At 58.4% G+C, this 17983-nt stretch carries 16 protein-coding genes and 2 pseudogenes; 9 read left to right on the top strand and 9 right to left on the bottom strand.

Going from position 1 to position 17983, the window contains the following annotated elements:
• Positions 1-21 precede the first annotated feature (21 nt).
• A complete protein-coding gene (locus tag CKW31_RS19755) occupies positions 22-252 on the bottom strand; it encodes a hypothetical protein (RefSeq protein WP_095098842.1) in 231 nt (76 codons plus the stop codon).
• Between the two features lie 96 nt (positions 253-348).
• On the bottom strand, positions 349-1251 hold the full coding sequence (locus CKW31_RS19750) for a LysR substrate-binding domain-containing protein (RefSeq protein ID WP_095098839.1): 903 nt from the start codon (positions 1249-1251) through the stop codon (positions 349-351).
• Positions 1252-1369: 118 nt separating this feature from the next.
• On the opposite strand from CKW31_RS19750, the gene CKW31_RS19745 reads away from it, so the two are divergent.
• Together CKW31_RS19745 and xth are read left to right on the top strand one after the other, a co-directional pair.
• Positions 1370-2458 (top strand): AbrB family transcriptional regulator, encoded by a 1089-nt coding sequence (locus tag CKW31_RS19745; protein WP_095098835.1) that lies wholly within the window; start codon positions 1370-1372, stop codon positions 2456-2458.
• Between the two features lie 75 nt (positions 2459-2533).
• The gene (xth, locus tag CKW31_RS19740) at positions 2534-3322 is read left to right on the top strand and encodes an exodeoxyribonuclease III (protein ID WP_095098832.1); all 789 of its coding nucleotides are present in this window, start codon (positions 2534-2536) and stop codon (positions 3320-3322) included.
• A gap of 204 nt (positions 3323-3526) precedes the next feature.
• On the opposite strand, the gene CKW31_RS19735 is transcribed toward xth, so the two are convergent.
• The 3 genes and pseudogenes from CKW31_RS19735 to CKW31_RS30450 all read right to left on the bottom strand — a co-directional run.
• Entirely contained in the window at positions 3527-4771 is a 1245-nt protein-coding gene (locus CKW31_RS19735) for an AGE family epimerase/isomerase (RefSeq protein ID WP_095098829.1), read from the bottom strand.
• An 88-nt stretch (positions 4772-4859) separates the two neighbouring features.
• On the bottom strand, positions 4860-5699 hold the full coding sequence (locus CKW31_RS30455) for a methyl-accepting chemotaxis protein (RefSeq protein ID WP_371856789.1): 840 nt from the start codon (positions 5697-5699) through the stop codon (positions 4860-4862).
• Positions 5700-5714: 15 nt separating this feature from the next.
• Positions 5715-6485: pseudogene (locus tag CKW31_RS30450) on the bottom strand (MCP four helix bundle domain-containing protein); the annotation flags it as partial.
• 253 nt (positions 6486-6738) lie between these two features.
• Here CKW31_RS30450 and CKW31_RS19725 point away from each other — a divergent pair.
• Complete coding sequence (locus CKW31_RS19725) at positions 6739-7221, top strand: GFA family protein (protein WP_095098824.1); 483 nt, start codon at positions 6739-6741, stop codon at positions 7219-7221.
• Between the two features lie 17 nt (positions 7222-7238).
• Here CKW31_RS19725 and CKW31_RS29975 read toward each other — a convergent pair.
• Positions 7239-7322: pseudogene (locus CKW31_RS29975) on the bottom strand (VOC family protein); the annotation flags it as partial.
• A 352-nt stretch (positions 7323-7674) separates the two neighbouring features.
• Between CKW31_RS29975 and CKW31_RS19715 the strand changes: the two are divergent.
• The gene (locus CKW31_RS19715; protein WP_371856788.1) at positions 7675-8817 is read left to right on the top strand and encodes an alpha/beta hydrolase; all 1143 of its coding nucleotides are present in this window, start codon (positions 7675-7677) and stop codon (positions 8815-8817) included.
• A 123-nt stretch (positions 8818-8940) separates the two neighbouring features.
• Here the strand turns inward: CKW31_RS19715 and CKW31_RS19710 are convergent, their stop codons facing one another.
• Positions 8941-9654: a FadR/GntR family transcriptional regulator gene (locus tag CKW31_RS19710; protein WP_095098821.1), complete on the bottom strand. Its 714-nt coding sequence runs from the start codon at positions 9652-9654 to the stop codon at positions 8941-8943.
• A gap of 434 nt (positions 9655-10088) precedes the next feature.
• Here CKW31_RS19710 and CKW31_RS19705 point away from each other — a divergent pair, with 434 nt between their 5' ends.
• From CKW31_RS19705 to pncA, 5 genes are all read left to right on the top strand, one after another.
• Positions 10089-11438, top strand: coding sequence for an MFS transporter (locus tag CKW31_RS19705; RefSeq protein ID WP_095098818.1), 1350 nt, complete (start codon positions 10089-10091; stop codon positions 11436-11438).
• A 34-nt stretch (positions 11439-11472) separates the two neighbouring features.
• On the top strand, positions 11473-12813 hold the full coding sequence (gene gudD / locus CKW31_RS19700; protein ID WP_095098815.1) for a glucarate dehydratase: 1341 nt from the start codon (positions 11473-11475) through the stop codon (positions 12811-12813).
• 229 nt (positions 12814-13042) lie between these two features.
• The gene (locus tag CKW31_RS19695; protein WP_095098812.1) at positions 13043-13696 is read left to right on the top strand and encodes a DUF1345 domain-containing protein; all 654 of its coding nucleotides are present in this window, start codon (positions 13043-13045) and stop codon (positions 13694-13696) included.
• 61 nt (positions 13697-13757) lie between these two features.
• Entirely contained in the window at positions 13758-14714 is a 957-nt protein-coding gene (locus tag CKW31_RS19690; RefSeq protein WP_095098809.1) for a D-2-hydroxyacid dehydrogenase family protein, read from the top strand.
• Positions 14715-14874: 160 nt separating this feature from the next.
• Positions 14875-15513: a bifunctional nicotinamidase/pyrazinamidase gene (gene pncA / locus CKW31_RS19685; RefSeq protein ID WP_095098806.1), complete on the top strand. Its 639-nt coding sequence runs from the start codon at positions 14875-14877 to the stop codon at positions 15511-15513.
• Between the two features lie 18 nt (positions 15514-15531).
• Here the strand turns inward: pncA and CKW31_RS19680 are convergent, their stop codons facing one another.
• Together CKW31_RS19680 and CKW31_RS19675 are read right to left on the bottom strand one after the other, a co-directional pair.
• On the bottom strand, positions 15532-17301 hold the full coding sequence (locus CKW31_RS19680; RefSeq protein ID WP_095098803.1) for a S8/S53 family peptidase: 1770 nt from the start codon (positions 17299-17301) through the stop codon (positions 15532-15534).
• A gap of 68 nt (positions 17302-17369) precedes the next feature.
• The gene (locus CKW31_RS19675) at positions 17370-17855 is read right to left on the bottom strand and encodes a GNAT family N-acetyltransferase (RefSeq protein ID WP_095098800.1); all 486 of its coding nucleotides are present in this window, start codon (positions 17853-17855) and stop codon (positions 17370-17372) included.
• Positions 17856-17983: the final 128 nt, after the last annotated feature.

The raw sequence follows: 17983 nt of genomic DNA, 5'->3' as shown, positions 1-17983 counted from the left end.
GACCGCTTCAGCCAGCAACACTCAATTCACCGACGAAGAACCCACATCACTGCTGAAGATCGGATCAAGCTTGTCCGAGTCACTGAATTCGTCCAGGCCCAGCACATCCAGGTCGAGATAAGCTTCCGGGTCGGTATCTTCATCAGCGTCGGCGTCATTCAATGGCGACTGATCACCTCCGAACTGATGGTCGATGCGCGCAAAAAACGGCTGCTGAACAACGTGCGTGTAAAACGGCGAAGGTGTCTGCATCTACTGCTCTCCTGATCATTTCCCTGTACCAGCGCTACCAACGAGCCTGCGTAAGCACAGGCTAACCCAGCCTGTAGGAAAATGGAGCTACCTACGTCAGTTCCAGCTTAAAAATTCTCCGCTGCTGTCGCGCAACATCTGCACCATGGCTTGCGCTGCAGGTGACAGATAGCCGCCTTTGCGGACGGTGCAGCCAATGGTGCGCTTCATCGTCGTTTCCCTCACGACCACTTCACGCAAGTGTTGCATGTTGTTGCCAAACTCGAGGGTCTCCCGGGCAGTGAAACTCAACAGGCTGGTGCGTTCGATCAAACCGGGCAACAAAGGAATCGAATTGGCCTCGATCTGAACCACGGGCAATGGCAGCTGCTGGGCACTGAACGCCTGATCCAGCCATTTGCGGGATGAAACACCCGATGGCGGTAGCACCCAGCGATAGGCGCAAAGATCAGCCATGTGGTATCGGTTTTTGAAGATGGGATGATCCTTGCTGGCGATCACCACCGCTTCATCCTTGAGAATCGGAAAACTCTCGAACTGCTCGTCATCGGTGATCAGGGCACAAATAATCATGTCCAGTTGCCCGGAACGCAGGGATTCACGCAACAGGTCGTCCTGACCGATGACCATCTTCAACGTGACGTCAGGCGCACGCTGCAACAGTGCGGACGTCAATTTAGGCAGCAGATATTCAGCCATGGTGGCCGCACATCCGAGACGAATATTGCCCACCGCACCGCTGGCGAAATCCCGAACTTCGCGCTGGGTCTGGGCGATGCTCTGTTGCAGGACCTTGCCCCTTGCCTGTAACAACTCGCCCACCGGGGTCAGCTTGATCCGCCGACCATCGCGCTGGAACAGCCTCGTGCCGAAAGACTCTTCCAGCCGCTGAATGCTTTTGGTCAACGCAGGCTGACTGCGATTGAGTTTTTGCGCCGCTCGCCCCAAATGGCCCAACTCGGCAATCGTTTCAAAATAAGCAAGATCGCGAAGATCCATAATTCATCAACCAAAGTTATCAATTCATGACTATTAGAAAATAGACTTGATCGATTGAAGTGTCGATACTCTTGCCGTACGAGCGTCCTGTCTCGCTCGCCTCGCGGAGCCCACCCTCTTGTCACGCGCCTCTGGCTTTTCGCTGCACACCTTGCCTAAACCCGTTCAATGGGCAGCCCTGATTCTGGTCGCAGGGGCGGCCGGTCAACTCCTCAAATACTGGCAGATGCCAGCCGCATTGTTTCTCGGCCCTATGCTGGTTGCCATCTGCTTTGGGGTGATGGGCGCAAATATTCGCCTGCATAAAAATCTGTTTCGCTTGAGCCAGGGCACGGTCGGCGTGCTGATCGCCCACTCGATGACCATGGCAGTTCTGGTCACAGCGCTGCATTCCTGGCACGTCATGCTGTTTGCCACGGCGCTCACGGTAACGCTCAGCGCTGGCGTCGGTTTGTGCCTGGTGCGCTACGCCGGGATCGCGGGCAGCACCGCCGCCTGGGGCACTTCACCGGGTGCAGCATCGGCGATGGTTGCCATGTCGGAAGATTACGGCGCCGACTCGCGGGTCGTCGCCACCATGCAGTACGTGCGGGTAGTCTGCGTCGTGATGGTCGGCGCGGTGGTCAGTCGGCTGATCGGCGTGGAAGGCGGCGGCACCGAAGCCCATAGCGCAGACGTCGAGCTGGAAGGCATTAATCTGCTGAACTTTGCCTTGAGTCTTGCGGTGATTGGAGTCGGCATCATCCTCGCCAGCAAAATCCCGGCGGGGGCCTTGATGGGGCCACTGCTGATCGGTGGCGCCCTACAGCTAAGCGGCCTTTTGCAGATCACTCTGCCTTCCTGGATGCTGACGCTGGCCTATGGCGCAATGGGCAGCTACGTGGGCCTGCGCTTCGATCGCCCGACCATCAAATACGTCTGGCGTCGCATGCCGGCGATGATTCTTGGCTCAATGCTGCTGATCGTGCTCTGTGCGCTTTCAGCCTGGTTGATTGCCGTCATGCTGGACAAGGACTATCTCTCGGTCTACCTGGCCACAAGTCCTGGCGGTCTGGACGCGATGGCGATCATCGCCATCGACACCCACTCGGACGTGGGCTTCGTGCTGGCCATGCAGACCTTGCGGCTGATCGGCGTGATCCTTACGGGCGCGTTCTTCGCCCGGCAGATCATCCGGCTGACCGACAAGAGCGCGACTTCGCACTGACTGCCTGTAATCCATTGAATCTATCGCGCTGGCACCTCTCAAACAGCTAATCACCGCGTCTTCGAGAGGACCACCGTGAGCACAATCAAAATCGCCACGTTCAACATCAATGGCATTCGCAGCCGCCTGCCAATCCTGCTGGACTGGTTGCGCCGCGAAAGTCCGGACGTGGTTTGCCTGCAGGAATTGAAAGCCGCCGACCTGGCCTTCCCCATCGATGAAATACGTGACGCGGGCTACGGCGCCATCTGGCAAGGACAGCCTTCGTGGAATGGCGTGGCGATTCTGGCCAAGGGCATGGAGCCACTGGAAATTCGTCGCGGCCTGCCCGGCTTTGAACAGGACAGTCAGAGTCGCTACATCGAAGCGGCAGCGCACGGGGTAATCGTCGGCTGCCTGTACCTGCCCAATGGCAATCCTCAGCCGGGGCCAAAATTCGATTACAAACTGGCATGGTTCGAAAAGCTTATCGAGCATGCCGAGTCGCTCTATTCCAGCGGGCATCCGGTGGTGCTGGCAGGCGATTACAATGTGGTGCCGACCGACGAGGATATTTACAACACGCGGTCATGGCTCAAGGACGCACTCCTTCAGCCGGAGAGTCGCGAGTGCTTTCAGCGCCTGCTGAGCCAGGGCTGGACCGATGCGCTGCGCAGGTGCTTTCCGGACGAGCCGATTTATACGTTCTGGGATTATTTTCGTAAACATTGGGAAACCAACTCTGGTTTGCGCATTGATCACTTGCTGCTCAACGCAGAAACCAGCACACGGCTGGAGCGTGCCGGGGTGGACCACTGGCCGCGGAACGAGCCACATCCCAGCGACCATGCACCGACGTGGGTAGAGTTGGAGATGGGGGATTAGTGTGGGATCGAGAAGGCGGCGAGCGGCACTCCCACAGGATTCACTGTCGTGGGACCGGCTTTAGCCGGGAATGGTCCGGTACAGTCGCTGCATTTCCGTCGTCAGTCATGAAGCCTTCCCGGCTAAAGCCGGTCCCACGTCGGCTTGCGAGCGAACATAGAGTCCCCCACAGGGAATCATTGCCTTACGTGAGACCGCATTGACTCAGCCCATCCCCGCCAACGCACTCGCCAGACTCGGTGCCAGCGGCAATACCGGCAACAACGTCGCCTGATACGCGTGATACAGATCCGGCTTGCCGCCCCAGATATCCGCACTGGGCTGGTTGAGCGGGCTGAGCTCGTGGTGCCAGCTGCCCAGCTCGCGATCAATGAATAACGTTTCGTTGAACTCCCAGAAGCGGCGATACCAGTCCTCATACTGCTTTTCGTCCGTGCGCTGCAACAACGCGGCGGCTGCAGCGGCGGCCTCGCAATGGACCCAATGCAGACGATGACGCACCACCGGCTGCTTCTGCCAATCCAGGGTGTAGACAACGCCAGGCAGGCCGTCGACATTCCAGGCATCACGACACGCATTGGCAAACAACTGACGTGCATCAACCAGCAGCCACGACGGGGTCGGCAGCTTCAGACGCTGACGCGACGCCTCCAGGTGCAACAGCAGCCGCGCCCACTCGAAGGCGTGCCCCGGCGTCGTGCCGTACGGGCGGAATCCGTCGGCGCGATTGTCATGGTTGTACTCTGGCAAGGGCTCCCAGGAGAGGCTGAAGTGCTCGATCACCTGATGGTCATTGGCAGCCGCATGACCGTGAATCACCCGCTCGACAATCCGCAAGGCCCGATCCAGCCACTGGGCATCGCCGGTCACATCGGCCAAGGCAAGAAAGGCCTCGGTGCTGTGCATGTTGCTGTTGGCTCCGCGATAGGTTTCCTCTTGCGTCCAGTCGCGAGCGAAGGACTCGCGCATCGCGCCCTCCTCCTCACTCCAGAAACGACGCTGGATCACCTCGATGGCATCCGACAGTAACGCCTGCGCGCCCGGCCGACCTGCAACGACAGCCGAACTGGCCGCCAATGCGACGAAGGCATGCAAGTAAGCCTGCTTGTCGGTTTTACTCTGGTGAGTGAGGGGCGCACTGAACCAGCCACCATGCTCTGCATCCCGCAGCGGCCCTGCCAGCGACGCGATGCCGTGGTCCACCAATGCGGCGCAGCCGGGTATGCCGCGGATGTGAGCCATGGCGAAGCTGTGGGTCATGCGAGCGGTGTTCATGGTTTCGGCGTGAGCGTTTTCCGGCAGGACGCCATGCTCATCAAGATTGCCAAACCCTTGGGGCAGCCGCGAGGCCTTGGCGAAGGTCAGGAGTCGATTGCCTTCGCGGGCCAGCCACTCATGGTGACCGGGGGCGCGAAGCCAACTGCTGAAAAGATTGTTCTTATTGTCCATGAAGCTGTCTCGCCTCTGTCATTGAGCAGAGGCGAATCATGCCCGGCATAACCTGCAAGGAGCAAGCGCCAGGCAATACAGCAGCAAATCAGACCTTGAAGCGCGCCACCACCTGATTCAGATCACCCGCCAGGCGCGACAGCTCGTTGCTGGACGCACTGATCTGGTTGGCACCCTGGGTCGACTGCATGGACAGGTCGCGGATGTTGACGATGTTGCGATCCACTTCCCGAGCAACCTGAGCCTGCTCTTCGGCCGCACTGGCGATGACCAGGTTGCGTTCCGAAATCTGGTTGATGGATGAGGTGATATCCGTCAGCGATGCACCGGCACCTTGAGCCAGAGTCAGGGTTTCGTTAGCGCGTTCGCTGCTGGTCAGCATGGATTCCAGTGCCTGAGCAGAACCGCTGCGCATGGCGCTGACCATCTTGTCGATTTCCAGGGTGGACTGCTGGGTGCGATGCGCCAGAGCCCTGACCTCATCCGCCACGACGGCGAAACCACGCCCGGATTCACCCGCCCGCGCTGCTTCAATCGCCGCGTTGAGTGCCAACAGGTTGGTCTGCTCGGCAATGGAGCGGATCACGTCGAGCACCTTGCCAATATCCTGCGACTGATCAGCCAGGCTCTGCACCAGCGCCGAAGTCGCCTGGACGTTATCGGTCAGGGTCTGGATTGACTGCACGGTTTCCACGACCCGCGCCTGACCCGCCAGAGCCGAACGATTGGAGTGGTTCGATGCATCGGAGGTGGACACGGCGTTGCGCGCCACTTCTTCCACCGCCGAAGTCATCTCGTTGATAGCCGTCGCCGCTTGATCGATTTCAGCATTCTGCTGGTGCAAGCCGCGGTAGCTGTCTTCGGTCACCGAGTTCAGCTCGGTGGCAGCCGAAGCAAGCTGTGTCGCGGAGCTGCCAATGTGCTGCATGGCCGCGCGCAAGTTGCCCTGCATCTTGTCCAGCGCAACCAGTAAACGGGTCACTTCATCGCTGCCATCCACCGTGATGCGTTGAGTCAGATCACCATTGGCGACGTTTTCCGCGGCCGTCACGGCCACCTCCAGCGGACGCACGATGCTGCGGGTCAGCAGCAAGGCCAGGACAATGGTGCCCAGGCCAGCAATCACCACGAAAATGAACACGATGTTGCGCGACTGATCGTACTGCTGTTCGGCAGCCTTGCCCTCTGCATCCACACGCTGGACATAAAAATCGGCCAGATCAGACAGCTGTTTGCCTGAGCCATCGACGATGGTCTTCATGTCCACCAGGAGTAACTTGTTCAGCGCCTCACGGTCGTTCTGCGCAGCGATTACAAATGATTTATCGAGCGCTTTCTGATACTCACCCAACGTTGCCCGAAACTGATCACTGAGGACTTTTTCCTCCGGGGTATCAACGAACGAAGCGAAAGTGTCCAGCTTCTTGTTTAGATCCTGATTGCGTACGTCGAGCTGGCTGCGATACGTCGGAATATTTTTAGGGTCCGGGTCCAGGGCCATACGCAAAGAAATCGTGCGAATGCGCAGCATGTTTTCACGAATATCACCGACGACACGCATGCTGGGTAACCAGTTGGTTTCAACCGCGACCTCACTCTGACGAATCGTCGACATCTGAACCATGGCAAACCAGCCAAGCAAGGCGACCAGCAAGGAGATGAGCGTGAAGCCAAGACCGGCTCGGCGGGCGATGGTCAAATTGCGTAGGTTCATGAGGGGAGCTCTTGTTATTGGCAGGAGGGTCAAACTGGGCAACGTAAAGTTGTAGGACAACTCAAATATCGACCGACGAGCGGCATTCTTGAGCGAGGAAGCAGGCTGAGGCGGCGATTATTTCCGAATATTTCCCAAACAGATTGTCCGGGGCCGACGAACGCTCTGTGCAAACCGGCAATAACTTTGTCTAGACCTTAAGGCTTAACCAAAGACACGCCAGGCTCCTGAGCGTTTTAACGGAGAACACATCATGCATCTGGAAGGTTCATGCCATTGCGGCGAAGTCGAGTTCAGCCTCAACAGCGCCCATCCCTACCCTTATCAACGCTGCTACTGCTCGATCTGCCGCAAAACGCAGGGTGGAGGCGGCTATTCGATCAATCTGGGCGGCGACGCGAAAAGCCTGAAGGTTAAAGGCCGGGAAAACATTTCGATTTATCACGCGAAAATCCGCGAAGACCATCACGTCAGAGTCAGCAGCGCCGAGCGGCATTTCTGCAAATTGTGCGGCAGCGGCCTGTGGTTGTTCAGCCCGGAATGGCCCGAGCTGATTCACCCGTTTGCGTCAGCCATCGACACGGCACTGCCATCGCCACCAGAGAATACTCACCTGCTACTGGACTCCAAGGCATCCTGGGTCGAGGTGTACGTGCACGACGGCGACAAGCAATTCGATGAGTACCCGAAAGAATCCATTGCCGAGTGGCATGAGCGGCTGGGATTGGTGCGCTGAAGCCAGCCACACAAAACTTAAACCTGCTCCGGGATTTCGATCGGATTCAAATCCGGGTCACGTACATAGACCGAGCGCATCGACCCGACAGCACCAGTGCGCATTTCCTGCGGGAACAGCCCCGTCGTCCAGACGCCGCACTGTCGCGCAGCAAATATAAAAATCTGTAGGAGCTGCCGAAGGCTGCGATCGCGGTGTGTCAGGAGAAATGCTTCGCAGCCTTCGGCAGCTCCTACAGACAAGTATTCCAAATCAGATAGTTGTCGTTTGTTTGATGAAAGTGAGCTTGGTCGCGATTCGATTTCCTGGTCGACAAATTTATCGCATGAACTGACGCTATCGCGAGCAAACGGAAGCTGGCAGCCGACGGAACGCTCGTGGCAAAGTGCAGTTCATCTCGTAATCACACGCTGAAGAGAACCCCGAATCTTGGCCAAACACCGAATCGTATGCCTGTTCCCCGCCCTACTTGCACTTCAGGCCTGCGCGTCATCGGCCAGCAACGATCATCCGACACAGAGCTTTGCCGACTATCGTCAGCAGACGCTGGAATGGATACAGCAGCACCGAAGTTTCCAGACTGCGGACCGTACCGCCGAGCTGCAATGGAACGCGCCACAGGAATGGCGACCAACAGCTACGCCCAAAGGCGGCGTCTTGCTGGTTCATGGTCTGGGTGACTCGCCGTGGTCGTTTCATGACATCGGCGCACAGCTTGCTGCTCAGGGGTTTCTGGTGCGTACCGTGCTGCTGCCCGGTCACGGTACGCAGCCGTCGGACATGCTCGATGTCACGCTGGAGCAGTGGCAGAGCGTGGTTCGGGAACAAGCGCAAACGCTTAGCCGTGAAGTGCCCAAGGTGTATCTCGGCGGGTTTTCCACCGGGGCCAATCTGGTGCTGGACTACGCCTACGATCACGACGAAATCGCCGGGTTGGTGCTGTTCTCTCCGGCCTTTCGCTCCGACAGCCCCTACGCCTGGGCGACGCAGTGGATCGCGTGGGCGCGCCCGTGGCTGGCAAGCCCCAAAGACCCGCTACGCCCACTGCAAACACCGCTGCGCTACCTGAATGTGCCCACTAATGGCTTTGCCCAGTTCTATCGCAGCAGCGTGCTGGCGCAAGATCGCCTGAGCGAGCGCCGCTACGACAAGCCGGTGTTCATCGCCATTACCCAGCACGACTCGGTGCTGGACACCTACTACGTCCTGGACAATTTCAATCAGCGTTTCAGCAACCCCGCGAGTCGGCTGATCTGGTACGGAGACAGCCCGAAGGACGCCGCACAAACGCCCCGTGTACTGGTGCGCAAGGACTACCTGCCTGAATACCGAATCAGCCAGTTCTCGCACATGGGCCTGCTGTTCTCCCCGGAAAATCCGTTGTACGGCGTGAATGGCAAGCAGCGCATTTGCTGGAACGGTCAGGAAACGACCGACATGCAGAAATGCCTGGCGGGTGATCAGGTGTGGTATTCGGACTGGGGTTACCGCGAAGCGGGCAAAGTCCATGCGCGCCTGACGTTCAATCCCTGGTTCGAGTGGCAGACGGGGGTGATGCTGCAGGTGCTGGGGGATGCGCAGAAGTTTTCTAAATAGCGCATTACTCTGACGTGGGACCGGCTTTAGCCGGGAATAGGCCAGTACAGTCACTAAAAAGGGTCGGTAGAGATACCGCCTTCCCGGCTAAAGCCGGTCCCACGTCAGCTTGCGGGCAACCACTCAATCCAGCGGCGCGAAGCGTTCGCGACTGTTACTCAAGTGCGTCCACATCGCTGCACGGGCTGCATCCGGGTCCTGGCGGCGGATCGCGGCGAGCAGCGCCTCGTGTTCCAGATTGGCCAGATACCCGTGATGAGCGAGGTTGGCGCCTGCCCTTTCACTTGAGGCAATGCGACTGCGGGGGATGATCGCGCTGCCCAGGTGCTGCATGATTTCTGTGTAATACGAGTTGCCGGTGGCTTCCGCGATCAGCATGTGAAAGCGCCAGTCGGCCTCCACGCAACTATCCTCATTGGCCAACAGGTCCTGATAGTCATCCAGGGCCTGGCGCATCGCGGCCAGCTGCTCGTCGGTCCGGCGCAACGCCGCCAGAGCCACGGCCTGGGTTTCCAGACCGATACGCAACTCGATCATGTCTCGCACACTGGCGGCGGTTTCAACCTTCAGATGCAGCCCTGTCTGGTTGCCCCGTTCCAGCACGAATGTGCCGACGCCGTGATGGGTTTCCACCAGACCGGAAGCCTGCAATTTGGAGATGGCCTCGCGAACTACCGTGCGGCTGACACCGTGCTCACGAACGATCTGATTTTCCGAAGGCAGCTTCTGCCCCGGCGGGATCTTGCCGAGCAGAATCCGCTGACTCAGTTCGGTCACCAGATCCGTCGCCAGATTGTGAGGTCGGCGCTTCGGTGCCTGACGCGTGGGCTGTTGCATGAAGACCTGTCCTGGACGCCAATTTTGCCGGGATCATAGCACCGCAAAGAAGCTGCTTGTCATACAAGCAAACCCGGATGAACTCATCTGACTTGTATGACAACACATCAAGTCAGGCCGACTCGACACGTCCCCGAAAGCGCCATGACTCAAGGCCTGACGAAGATTTCTGAAAAAATCAGGAAATGACGAACTAATAAAAATTCAGCTGCAAATAACTCATAAGCCTTTGTTTTAAATATATTAATAAACAAAATCCGCACTTGTTCAGTCCATTTAAAATTCGCCAGACGACCAGGATTACTTCGCAGAAATTTCCGCAAAAACCAGCTAAATGCCTCTTGCGCACCCAATATCTACTTGTATGATGTCCATCAACACAAGCCAGCAGCTTGTACTGACCCGCATAAAAATAACGAGTGGGAGATTCACCCTTGAACGCATCCAGTACCCGGACGGGTGATGGGGCCGATTCGACTTTGGTTTCAGCTGTCTCCAAGGTCAAACGCCACATCCTGCCACTGTTCGTCATCATGTTTATCGTCAACTACATTGACCGCGTGAACATCGGCTTTGTGCGCTCGCACATGGAACACGATCTGGGCATCGGCGCAGCCGCCTATGGCTTTGGTGCCGGCCTGTTCTTCATCGGTTACGCGTTGTTCGAAGTCCCTTCCAACATGCTTCTGCAAAAAGTCGGTGCCCGCATCTGGCTGACACGGATCATGTTCACCTGGGGCATCGTCGCCACCTGCATGGCCTTCATCCAGAACGAAACCCACTTCTATATCCTGCGCTTCCTGCTGGGTGTTGCAGAAGCAGGCTTCTTCCCGGGCGTAATCTATTACTTCACCCGCTGGTTGCCGGGTGTAGAGCGCGGCGAAGCCATTGCGATCTTCCTCAGCGGCTCGGCCATTGCCTCGCTGATTTCCGGTCCGCTCTCTGGCCTGCTTCTGCAGATCAGCGGGTTCGGCATGAAAGGCTGGCAGTGGATGTACTTCATTGAGGGCATGTTCTCGGTAGGCCTGTGTGCTTTTGTCTGGTTCTGGCTCGACTCCAAACCCCATGACGCCAAATGGCTGACCCGCGAAGAACAGGACGCACTGGTCAACGCGATTGATGAAGAGCAACGGGCGCGTGAAGCTGCCAATCCGGTCAAAGCGTCCATTGGCAAGTTGCTCAAGGATCGGCAGATCATCCTGTTCTGCCTGATTTACTTCTTCATCCAGCTGACGATCTATGCTGCGACCTTCTGGCTGCCAAGCATCATCAAGAAGATGGGTGACCTCAGTGACATCCAGGTCGGGCTGTTCAACTCGATTCCCTGGTTGCTGTCGATCGTCGGCATGTACGCTTTTGCCGCCATGTCAGCCAAGTGGAAGCGTCAACAGGCCTGGGTCGCCGCTGCATTGCTGATCGCGGCTGCCGGGATGTTCATGTCCACAACGGGCAGCCCGGTGTTTGCCTTCGTTGCGATCTGCTTTGCTGCACTAGGCTTCAAGTCCGCATCGTCGCTGTTCTGGCCCATTCCCCAGGCTTACCTGGACGCTCGTATCGCGGCGGCGGTGATTGCCTTGATCAACTCGGTAGGAAACCTCGGCGGTTTCGTCGCGCCCACCACGTTCGGCTTGCTGGAACAACACACCGGCTCGATCCAGGGCGGCCTGTATGGTTTGACGGCTACCTCAATCATTGCCGCCATCATCGTTTTCGCTGCACGCAATACACCGAAGCCCGGCAAGATCCCGGCAGAGCCAACGGCTCCAACGGCCGCCCACTCTTGACCGCCCGCTACGATTATTAAAAGGACCTATAACAATGAATCAGAACCTGAGCAAAGCACCTGTTATCACCAGCATGCAGGTCGTCCCGGTCGCCGGTCATGACGACATGCTGCTCAACCTCAGCGGCGCCCATGGCCCCTACTTCACCCGCAACATCGTCATCCTGCAGGACAATGCCGGGCACACCGGCGTAGGTGAAGTGCCGGGCGGCGAACGCATTCGCCAGACGCTGGAAGATGCGCGGCAGTTAGTGGTGGGCAGCTCGATTGGCACCTATCAAAAGATTCTCAACGACGTTCGTAAAACATTTGCCGAACGTGACTCCGCCGGGCGCGGCTTGCAGACCTTTGACCTGCGCATCACCATTCACGCCGTGACGGCGCTGGAGGCAGCACTGCTGGACTTGCTCGGTCAGCACCTGGACGTGCCGGTCGCAGCCCTGCTCGGTGAAGGCCAGCAGCGCGACGAAGTGAAAATGCTTGGCTACCTGTTCTACGTAGGTGATCAGGGCAAAACCAATCTGGATTACCGCAATGAACCGGATGCCGATAACGACTGGTTCCGTGTCCGCCATGAAGAGGCCCTGACGCCGGAGGCGGTCGTTCGTCTCGCAGAAGCGGCCCAGGCGCGCTACGGCTTTCAGGATTTCAAACTGAAAGGCGGCGTGCTCAGCGGCGACGCGGAAATCGAGGCCGTCACCGCCCTGGCCGAACGCTTCCCGGACGCCCGGATCACTCTCGACCCGAATGGCGCGTGGTCACTGAAAGAAGCGATTCGTCTGTGCCGCGATCAGCACCATGTGCTGGCCTACGCCGAAGACCCCTGCGGCGCGGAAAACGGTTTCTCCGGTCGTGAAGTCATGGCTGAGTTCCGCCGTGCGACCGGCCTGAAAACCGCCACTAACATGATCGCCACCGACTGGCGTGAAATGGGCCATGCGATTCAGCTGCAGTCGGTGGACATTCCACTCGCCGACCCACACTTCTGGACCATGCAGGGTTCGGTGCGGGTGGCGCAAATGTGCAACGAATGGGGCCTGACCTGGGGCTCGCATTCCAACAACCATTTCGATATTTCCCTGGCGATGTTCACCCATGTGGCCGCCGCCGCACCGGGAGATATCACCGCCATCGACACTCACTGGATCTGGCAAGACGGCCAGCGTCTGACCCGCGAACCATTGCAGATTGTGGGCGGCGCCGTGCAAGTGCCGAAGAAACCGGGGCTGGGCGTCGAGCTGGACATGGATCAGGTGCACAAGGCGCACGAACTCTACAAAGGCATGGGCCTGGGTGCTCGTGACGATGGCGTCGCCATGCAGTTCCTGGTGCCGGACTGGAAATTCAACAACAAGCAGCCGTGTCTGGTGCGGTGACATCCATCACCACCTGAATGAACGCTATTCCGGTAGGAGCCAACTTGTTGGCGAGTCGTCGCAGCTACGTACGCAGGCCTGCCGTCTCGCGAACAAGTTCGCTCCTACCGAAGAACTGAAATCCTTGCCAAGCTGGCATACGACGCGTAACCCCCTTGCGCGTCGTTTTTTATTCCGCCATAAAAGCCCGTGCTAATGTTCGTGAATCATCCGTCATGAAGTCCGGCCCATGTCCCATATCGCTCACACCCATCCACGTTTGAGCATCGCCACCGCGCTGGGTCTCGCCAGCGGGCTTGCCGCAGCAATCATCACTCCGCAGATATCCATCACCAGCAAGTGCCTGATTGCCTGGAACGTCGCCGTGTGGGTGTATCTGGTATTGATCCTGATCCGCACGTTTCGCACCAATGCGGCCGACGCGGAACGTATCTCCATGGTCGAAGATGAAAACGCCGGTCTGGTACTGGTCACTGTGTGCGTAGCAGCGCTGGCCAGCCTCGCGGCAATCACCCTGGAACTGGCTGGCAGCAAGGCGATGACCACGGATGACCGGGCGCTTCACTACGCCTTCACCGCCCTGACAGTCGTAGGCTCGTGGCTGGTCACCGGGGTGATTTTCAGCCTGCATTACGCCCGCCTGTTTTATACCTGGAAAGGTAAAGAACCAGCCCTGCGCTTCGCAGATGGCGAGAAGCACCCGGACTACTGGGACTTCCTGTATTTCTCCTTCACCCTCAGCGTCGCGGTGCAAACCTCGGACGTGGGCGTCGCGACGCCAGGCCTGCGCAGGATCGTCCTGGCCCAGAGCCTGATCGGTTTCATCTTCAACACGGCGATTCTCGGTTTTTCGATCAATCTTGCTGCCGGGCTGTTTGGCTAAGGGGAAATCTGGCGCTAATGTGGCAACACAATTCTGAAAACGCGGCAAAGGCGAACCCGAGATGACGCAAACGAAAATCGCAGTGCTGGATGACTGGCAATCCGTAGCCAGTGACGTCGTGGACTGGTCGGTCCTGAACAGCATCGGCGAAGTCAGCTTTCTTCATGAATACCCTGCCGATACCGCCACCATGGCGGCACGTTTGCAGGCCTTCACGGTGATTTGTGTGATGCGCGAGCGGACGATTTTCGATGACGCCCTGCTCAGCCAATTGCCAAACCTCAAACTGCTGGTGACTGGCGGCATGCGCAACGCGGCGATTGACGTCAAAGCCGCCGGACGCCTGGGCATTCAGGTGTGTGGTACGGAGAGCTACAAGCACGCCGCACCGGAGCTAACGTGGGCGCTGATCATGGGTGTAACCCGCAATCTGGTGGACGAAGCCAATTCGTTACGCAGCGGTCAGTGGCAGATCGGCATTGGCAGTGATCTGCATGGTAAAACCCTGGGTATTCTCGGACTCGGCAGCATTGGCAAATGGATCGCCCGCTATGGTCTGGCATTTGGCATGAAAGTCATTGCCTGGAGTGAAAACCTCACGGCTGAAGCAGCCGCTGAATCCGGCGTGACGTATGTCAGCAAGCAGGAGCTGTTCGAGCAGTCGGATATTCTGTCGATCCATCTGGTGCTCGGCGATCGCAGCCGTGGGTTGGTGGATGCTCAGGCGCTGGGCTGGATGAAACCGACGGCTTACCTGATCAACACTTCGCGCGGGCCTATCGTCGACGAGGCTGCACTGATTGAAACCCTGCAACAGCGGCGCATCGCCGGTGCGGCGCTGGATGTATTTGCCATCGAGCCGCTACCTGTCGAGCATCCTTTTCGGACACTGGATAACCTGCTCGCGACGCCGCATGTGGGTTATGTCACGGAGAACAACTACCGGATGTTCTATGGCCAGATGATTGAAGATATTCAGGCGTGGAGTGCGGGTGCGCCGATTCGGGTGTTTGGTTAGAGTCGAACCGCACTCCCTTACTGGAACGCAAGTCCTGTAGGACTGGCTTCAGCCGGGAGGACGTCGGTACATCCCCTAAATATCTTTGGTCAGAAATACCGCCCTCCCGGCTAAAGCCGGTCCTACGAGAGCGTATCGGTAAAAACTCAGGAGACACACCATGAACCCAAACGCATTCGGTCTCGACAGCGTGCTGCTGGTCATCGACATGCAATACGACTTCATGCCCGGAGGCGCGCTGGCAGTGGCCGAGGGTGATGCATTGGTGCCGCTGATCAACCGTCTCGGTCAGCAATTTCAAGGCGTGGTCATCACGCAGGACTGGCATCCAGCGGGGCATATCTCGTTTGCCTCCAGCCATTCGAGCCGCTTGCCATTCGAGATCACTACCCTGCCCTATGGTCCGCAAACCCTCTGGCCGGACCACTGCATTCAAGGCAGCCACGGCGCACAACTGCATGAGGATCTGGACCTGCCCCATGCGCAGTTGATTTTGCGCAAAGGCTGTAACTCGCACATCGACAGCTATTCAGCGTTTCTCGAAGCCGACCGCGAGACACCGACGGGTCTGGCCAGCTACCTGAAGGAGCGCGGCGTCCAGAACGTGTTCGTGGCAGGCCTGGCGCTGGACTTCTGCGTGGCATGGTCAGCACTGGATGCCAGAGCCGCCGGGTTCACCACCCTGGTCATCGCCGACGCCTGCCGCGCCATCGACATGAATGGCTCGCTGAACAAAGCCTGGCAGGACATGACTGCGGCGGGCGTGACCCGCATCGAAAGCAGCGAATTGCTCAAATAGCCGCTCAACTACAGCGGATCATCGCTCCCGTTTGAGGCTCTGTACCGACAGATCCAGCGCCTTCTGCATGTCCAGACGCGCGGAGCGACCGATGTTCTTGTCGTCCATCTGATAATTGCGCTCAGAGGGCAGGATTGGCGCCGTCAGGTCATCGGCATCCATGGCTTCGAAATCGAAGTTGCCACCAATGGGCATGGCGCTGCGGCGCAACAGCATGCGCAGCTGCTCCGGGGTCAGCTTCGGGTTGATCGACAGCATGGCCGCGACAATCCCGGTGACCATCGGCGTGGCGTAGGAAGTACCGCAATGCACCGCGCCCTGCTCACCCGCTGTAAGGGTCGATGCCCGTGTGCAGGCTGCCGCCATGATATCGACGCGGCTGTCAACGTTGGATGACTCACGTTTCTCGACGTAAGCCGGGTCATCGATGGGCAGATCGTCATCCTTGCTGCGCTGATGCCCACCCACAACAAGCAACTGATCCGTGATGAACGAAGACGGCAAGCGGTACTCATCCGTGCCGGAGAACGACGAGCCGTTACCCGCCGAGTTGATCACCACCACGTCGGGGTGCTTGCGCCGCAGCCAGAGAAAAAACTCTTCCAGCAGTTCTTCATAGCCGGACATGGCGATGCCAGACCTGAGCAACGAGTCCACCTCATCGCCCTCGACGTTTTTCGCGCCGACCCGGTGCAGCCCCCAACTCCAGTTAAGCACCCGCGCGCCGTCTTCCACCAGATTCACCGATGCCGCGACGTTCGCCGTGATACCGGCATCGGAGTTGCGCTCGACGATGACCTCGAAGCCATCACTTACGCCATCCAGCGCGCGCAGAAACCCGCTATTGCCGCCTTTCGCAGTGTCCGCTGCGAGAATGCCTGCCACGGTGGAGCCGTGCCCGTCAGGCTTTTTCGCGTCACGGGCGTACAGGCAGGTGCGCGGTTTGCCTGATTTGCAGTTACCCAGGTAATCGGCAAAGTCCGGAGAATCGAAGTCCACTTCGCGCTCGATGATCCCGATGCGGATCGGCACCGGCTTGATCGGCGACGTGACGGCGGGAATCCTGCGCTGATAGTAGTTGACCGCGTCCATGAAACGGTTGGCCGCCCACTGATCCTGAGTCGGCTTGGCCTGCTTGCCATCGCTGGGAGCGGCTTCGCCTTCGGGGGATTCAGCGGCCGACTCCTCGACCACCACTGCATCGACACTGACCTCACTGCCCATGCGCAGCACCATGGCGTCGCGCTGCACCAGATCAGTCACTGGCAGGCGCAATTGATAAGTGTTGAGCGGCGCGATGGAACCGACGACTGTGGCGCCGTACTTTTTCGCAATGCGCTCCGCCTCTTCCGCGCCCTGGAATTTTTCTTCAATGATGACACTGACCAGATCCACGTAACTGGTCAGGCCGTCCATGTTTTTGGCGACTTGCTGTGGCGTGGCTGCCAATACGTGACTGCCTGCCATGCTCAGCCACACGGCATTGCTGCTCTGCCCCTCCTGCTCCAGCCACAATGGGCCGCTGCGCCAGTCAGCAGCGCTCAGGCGCAACTTGAGACGCTCACCATCACGCTCAATCACCTGGCCGGGCACCGCTTTGCCATCCAGCTTGAGCTGCACAGCCCCGGGTTTCAGACCGCGTGCGCCGAGGCAGAACGTTTGCTGATCGCGGGCCAGCAGATCGTCACAACGCTGCATCCGCTCCAACCGTAATGCCTCATCGGCCTGTACGGGTGAGACACCTGCCAAAGCAGCCATGAACACGGGAAATACGGTGCGACTGAGCATTTAACAATCCTGAGGAACGCGGCGATAGCAGTCTGACTGCTGTGTCACCACAGGGTTCAGGGCTCAGCTCAAGAGCCGCCCAGCGCGAAGTGCTTGAGGCTCGCCCCTTCCATTCGATACCGCACCCACTCGTCCTGCGGCTCTGCGCCAATGGACTTGTAGAAATCGATGGCAGGCTGATTCCAGTCCAGCACGCTCCATTCGAAACGGCCGCATCCGGTGTCATGGGCGACTTTCGCCAGGTGGCGCAACAGGTATTTGCCTGCACCGACACCGCGATGTTCGAGTGACACAAACAGATCCTCCAGGTACAAGCCTTTACGCCCCTGCCATGTGGAATAGTTGAAGAAATACACGGCAAAACCGATTGGCTGGTCATCCAGCAGGCAGATCAACGCCTTTGCCGGAGAGGCTTCGTCAAACAGGCTACGCTCGATATCAGAGACGTCCGCCAGCACTTCATGTTCGGCCTTTTCATAAATGGCCAGTTCAGTAATGAAGCCCAGAATTACCTTGGCATCAGCTCTGGTAGCTTCACGAATCTGCAACGTCACGACTCTCTCCTTTTAATGATGGCTTTTTATGATTGACCCGGACGCCCACCAGCGAACGACCCGCGGTGAATTGTGTCTCAACCATCAGCCCGGCGCAGCATTAAAACATCTACGCCTTCACTCGCATT

Source organism: Pseudomonas sp. Irchel 3A5, assembly GCF_900187575.1.
GTDB classification, from domain to species: domain Bacteria; phylum Pseudomonadota; class Gammaproteobacteria; order Pseudomonadales; family Pseudomonadaceae; genus Aquipseudomonas; species Aquipseudomonas folii.
This window is presented reverse-complemented; position numbering and strand designations above follow the sequence as displayed.

Coding starts and splice junctions, on each gene's coding strand:
- CKW31_RS19695 (WP_095098812.1), top strand. CDS start 13,043: ATGTCCCATATCGCTCACACCCATCCACGTTTGAGCATCGCCACCGCG.
- CKW31_RS19710 (WP_095098821.1), bottom strand. CDS start 9,654: ATGCAACAGCCCACGCGTCAGGCACCGAAGCGCCGACCTCACAATCTG.
- pncA (WP_095098806.1), top strand. CDS start 14,875: ATGAACCCAAACGCATTCGGTCTCGACAGCGTGCTGCTGGTCATCGAC.
- CKW31_RS19680 (WP_095098803.1), bottom strand. CDS start 17,301: ATGCTCAGTCGCACCGTATTTCCCGTGTTCATGGCTGCTTTGGCAGGT.
- CKW31_RS19750 (WP_095098839.1), bottom strand. CDS start 1,251: ATGGATCTTCGCGATCTTGCTTATTTTGAAACGATTGCCGAGTTGGGC.
- CKW31_RS19755 (WP_095098842.1), bottom strand. CDS start 252: ATGCAGACACCTTCGCCGTTTTACACGCACGTTGTTCAGCAGCCGTTT.
- CKW31_RS19690 (WP_095098809.1), top strand. CDS start 13,758: ATGACGCAAACGAAAATCGCAGTGCTGGATGACTGGCAATCCGTAGCC.
- CKW31_RS19725 (WP_095098824.1), top strand. CDS start 6,739: ATGCATCTGGAAGGTTCATGCCATTGCGGCGAAGTCGAGTTCAGCCTC.
- CKW31_RS30455 (WP_371856789.1), bottom strand. CDS start 5,699: ATGCAGCACATTGGCAGCTCCGCGACACAGCTTGCTTCGGCTGCCACC.
- CKW31_RS19735 (WP_095098829.1), bottom strand. CDS start 4,771: ATGGACAATAAGAACAATCTTTTCAGCAGTTGGCTTCGCGCCCCCGGT.
- gudD (WP_095098815.1), top strand. CDS start 11,473: ATGAATCAGAACCTGAGCAAAGCACCTGTTATCACCAGCATGCAGGTC.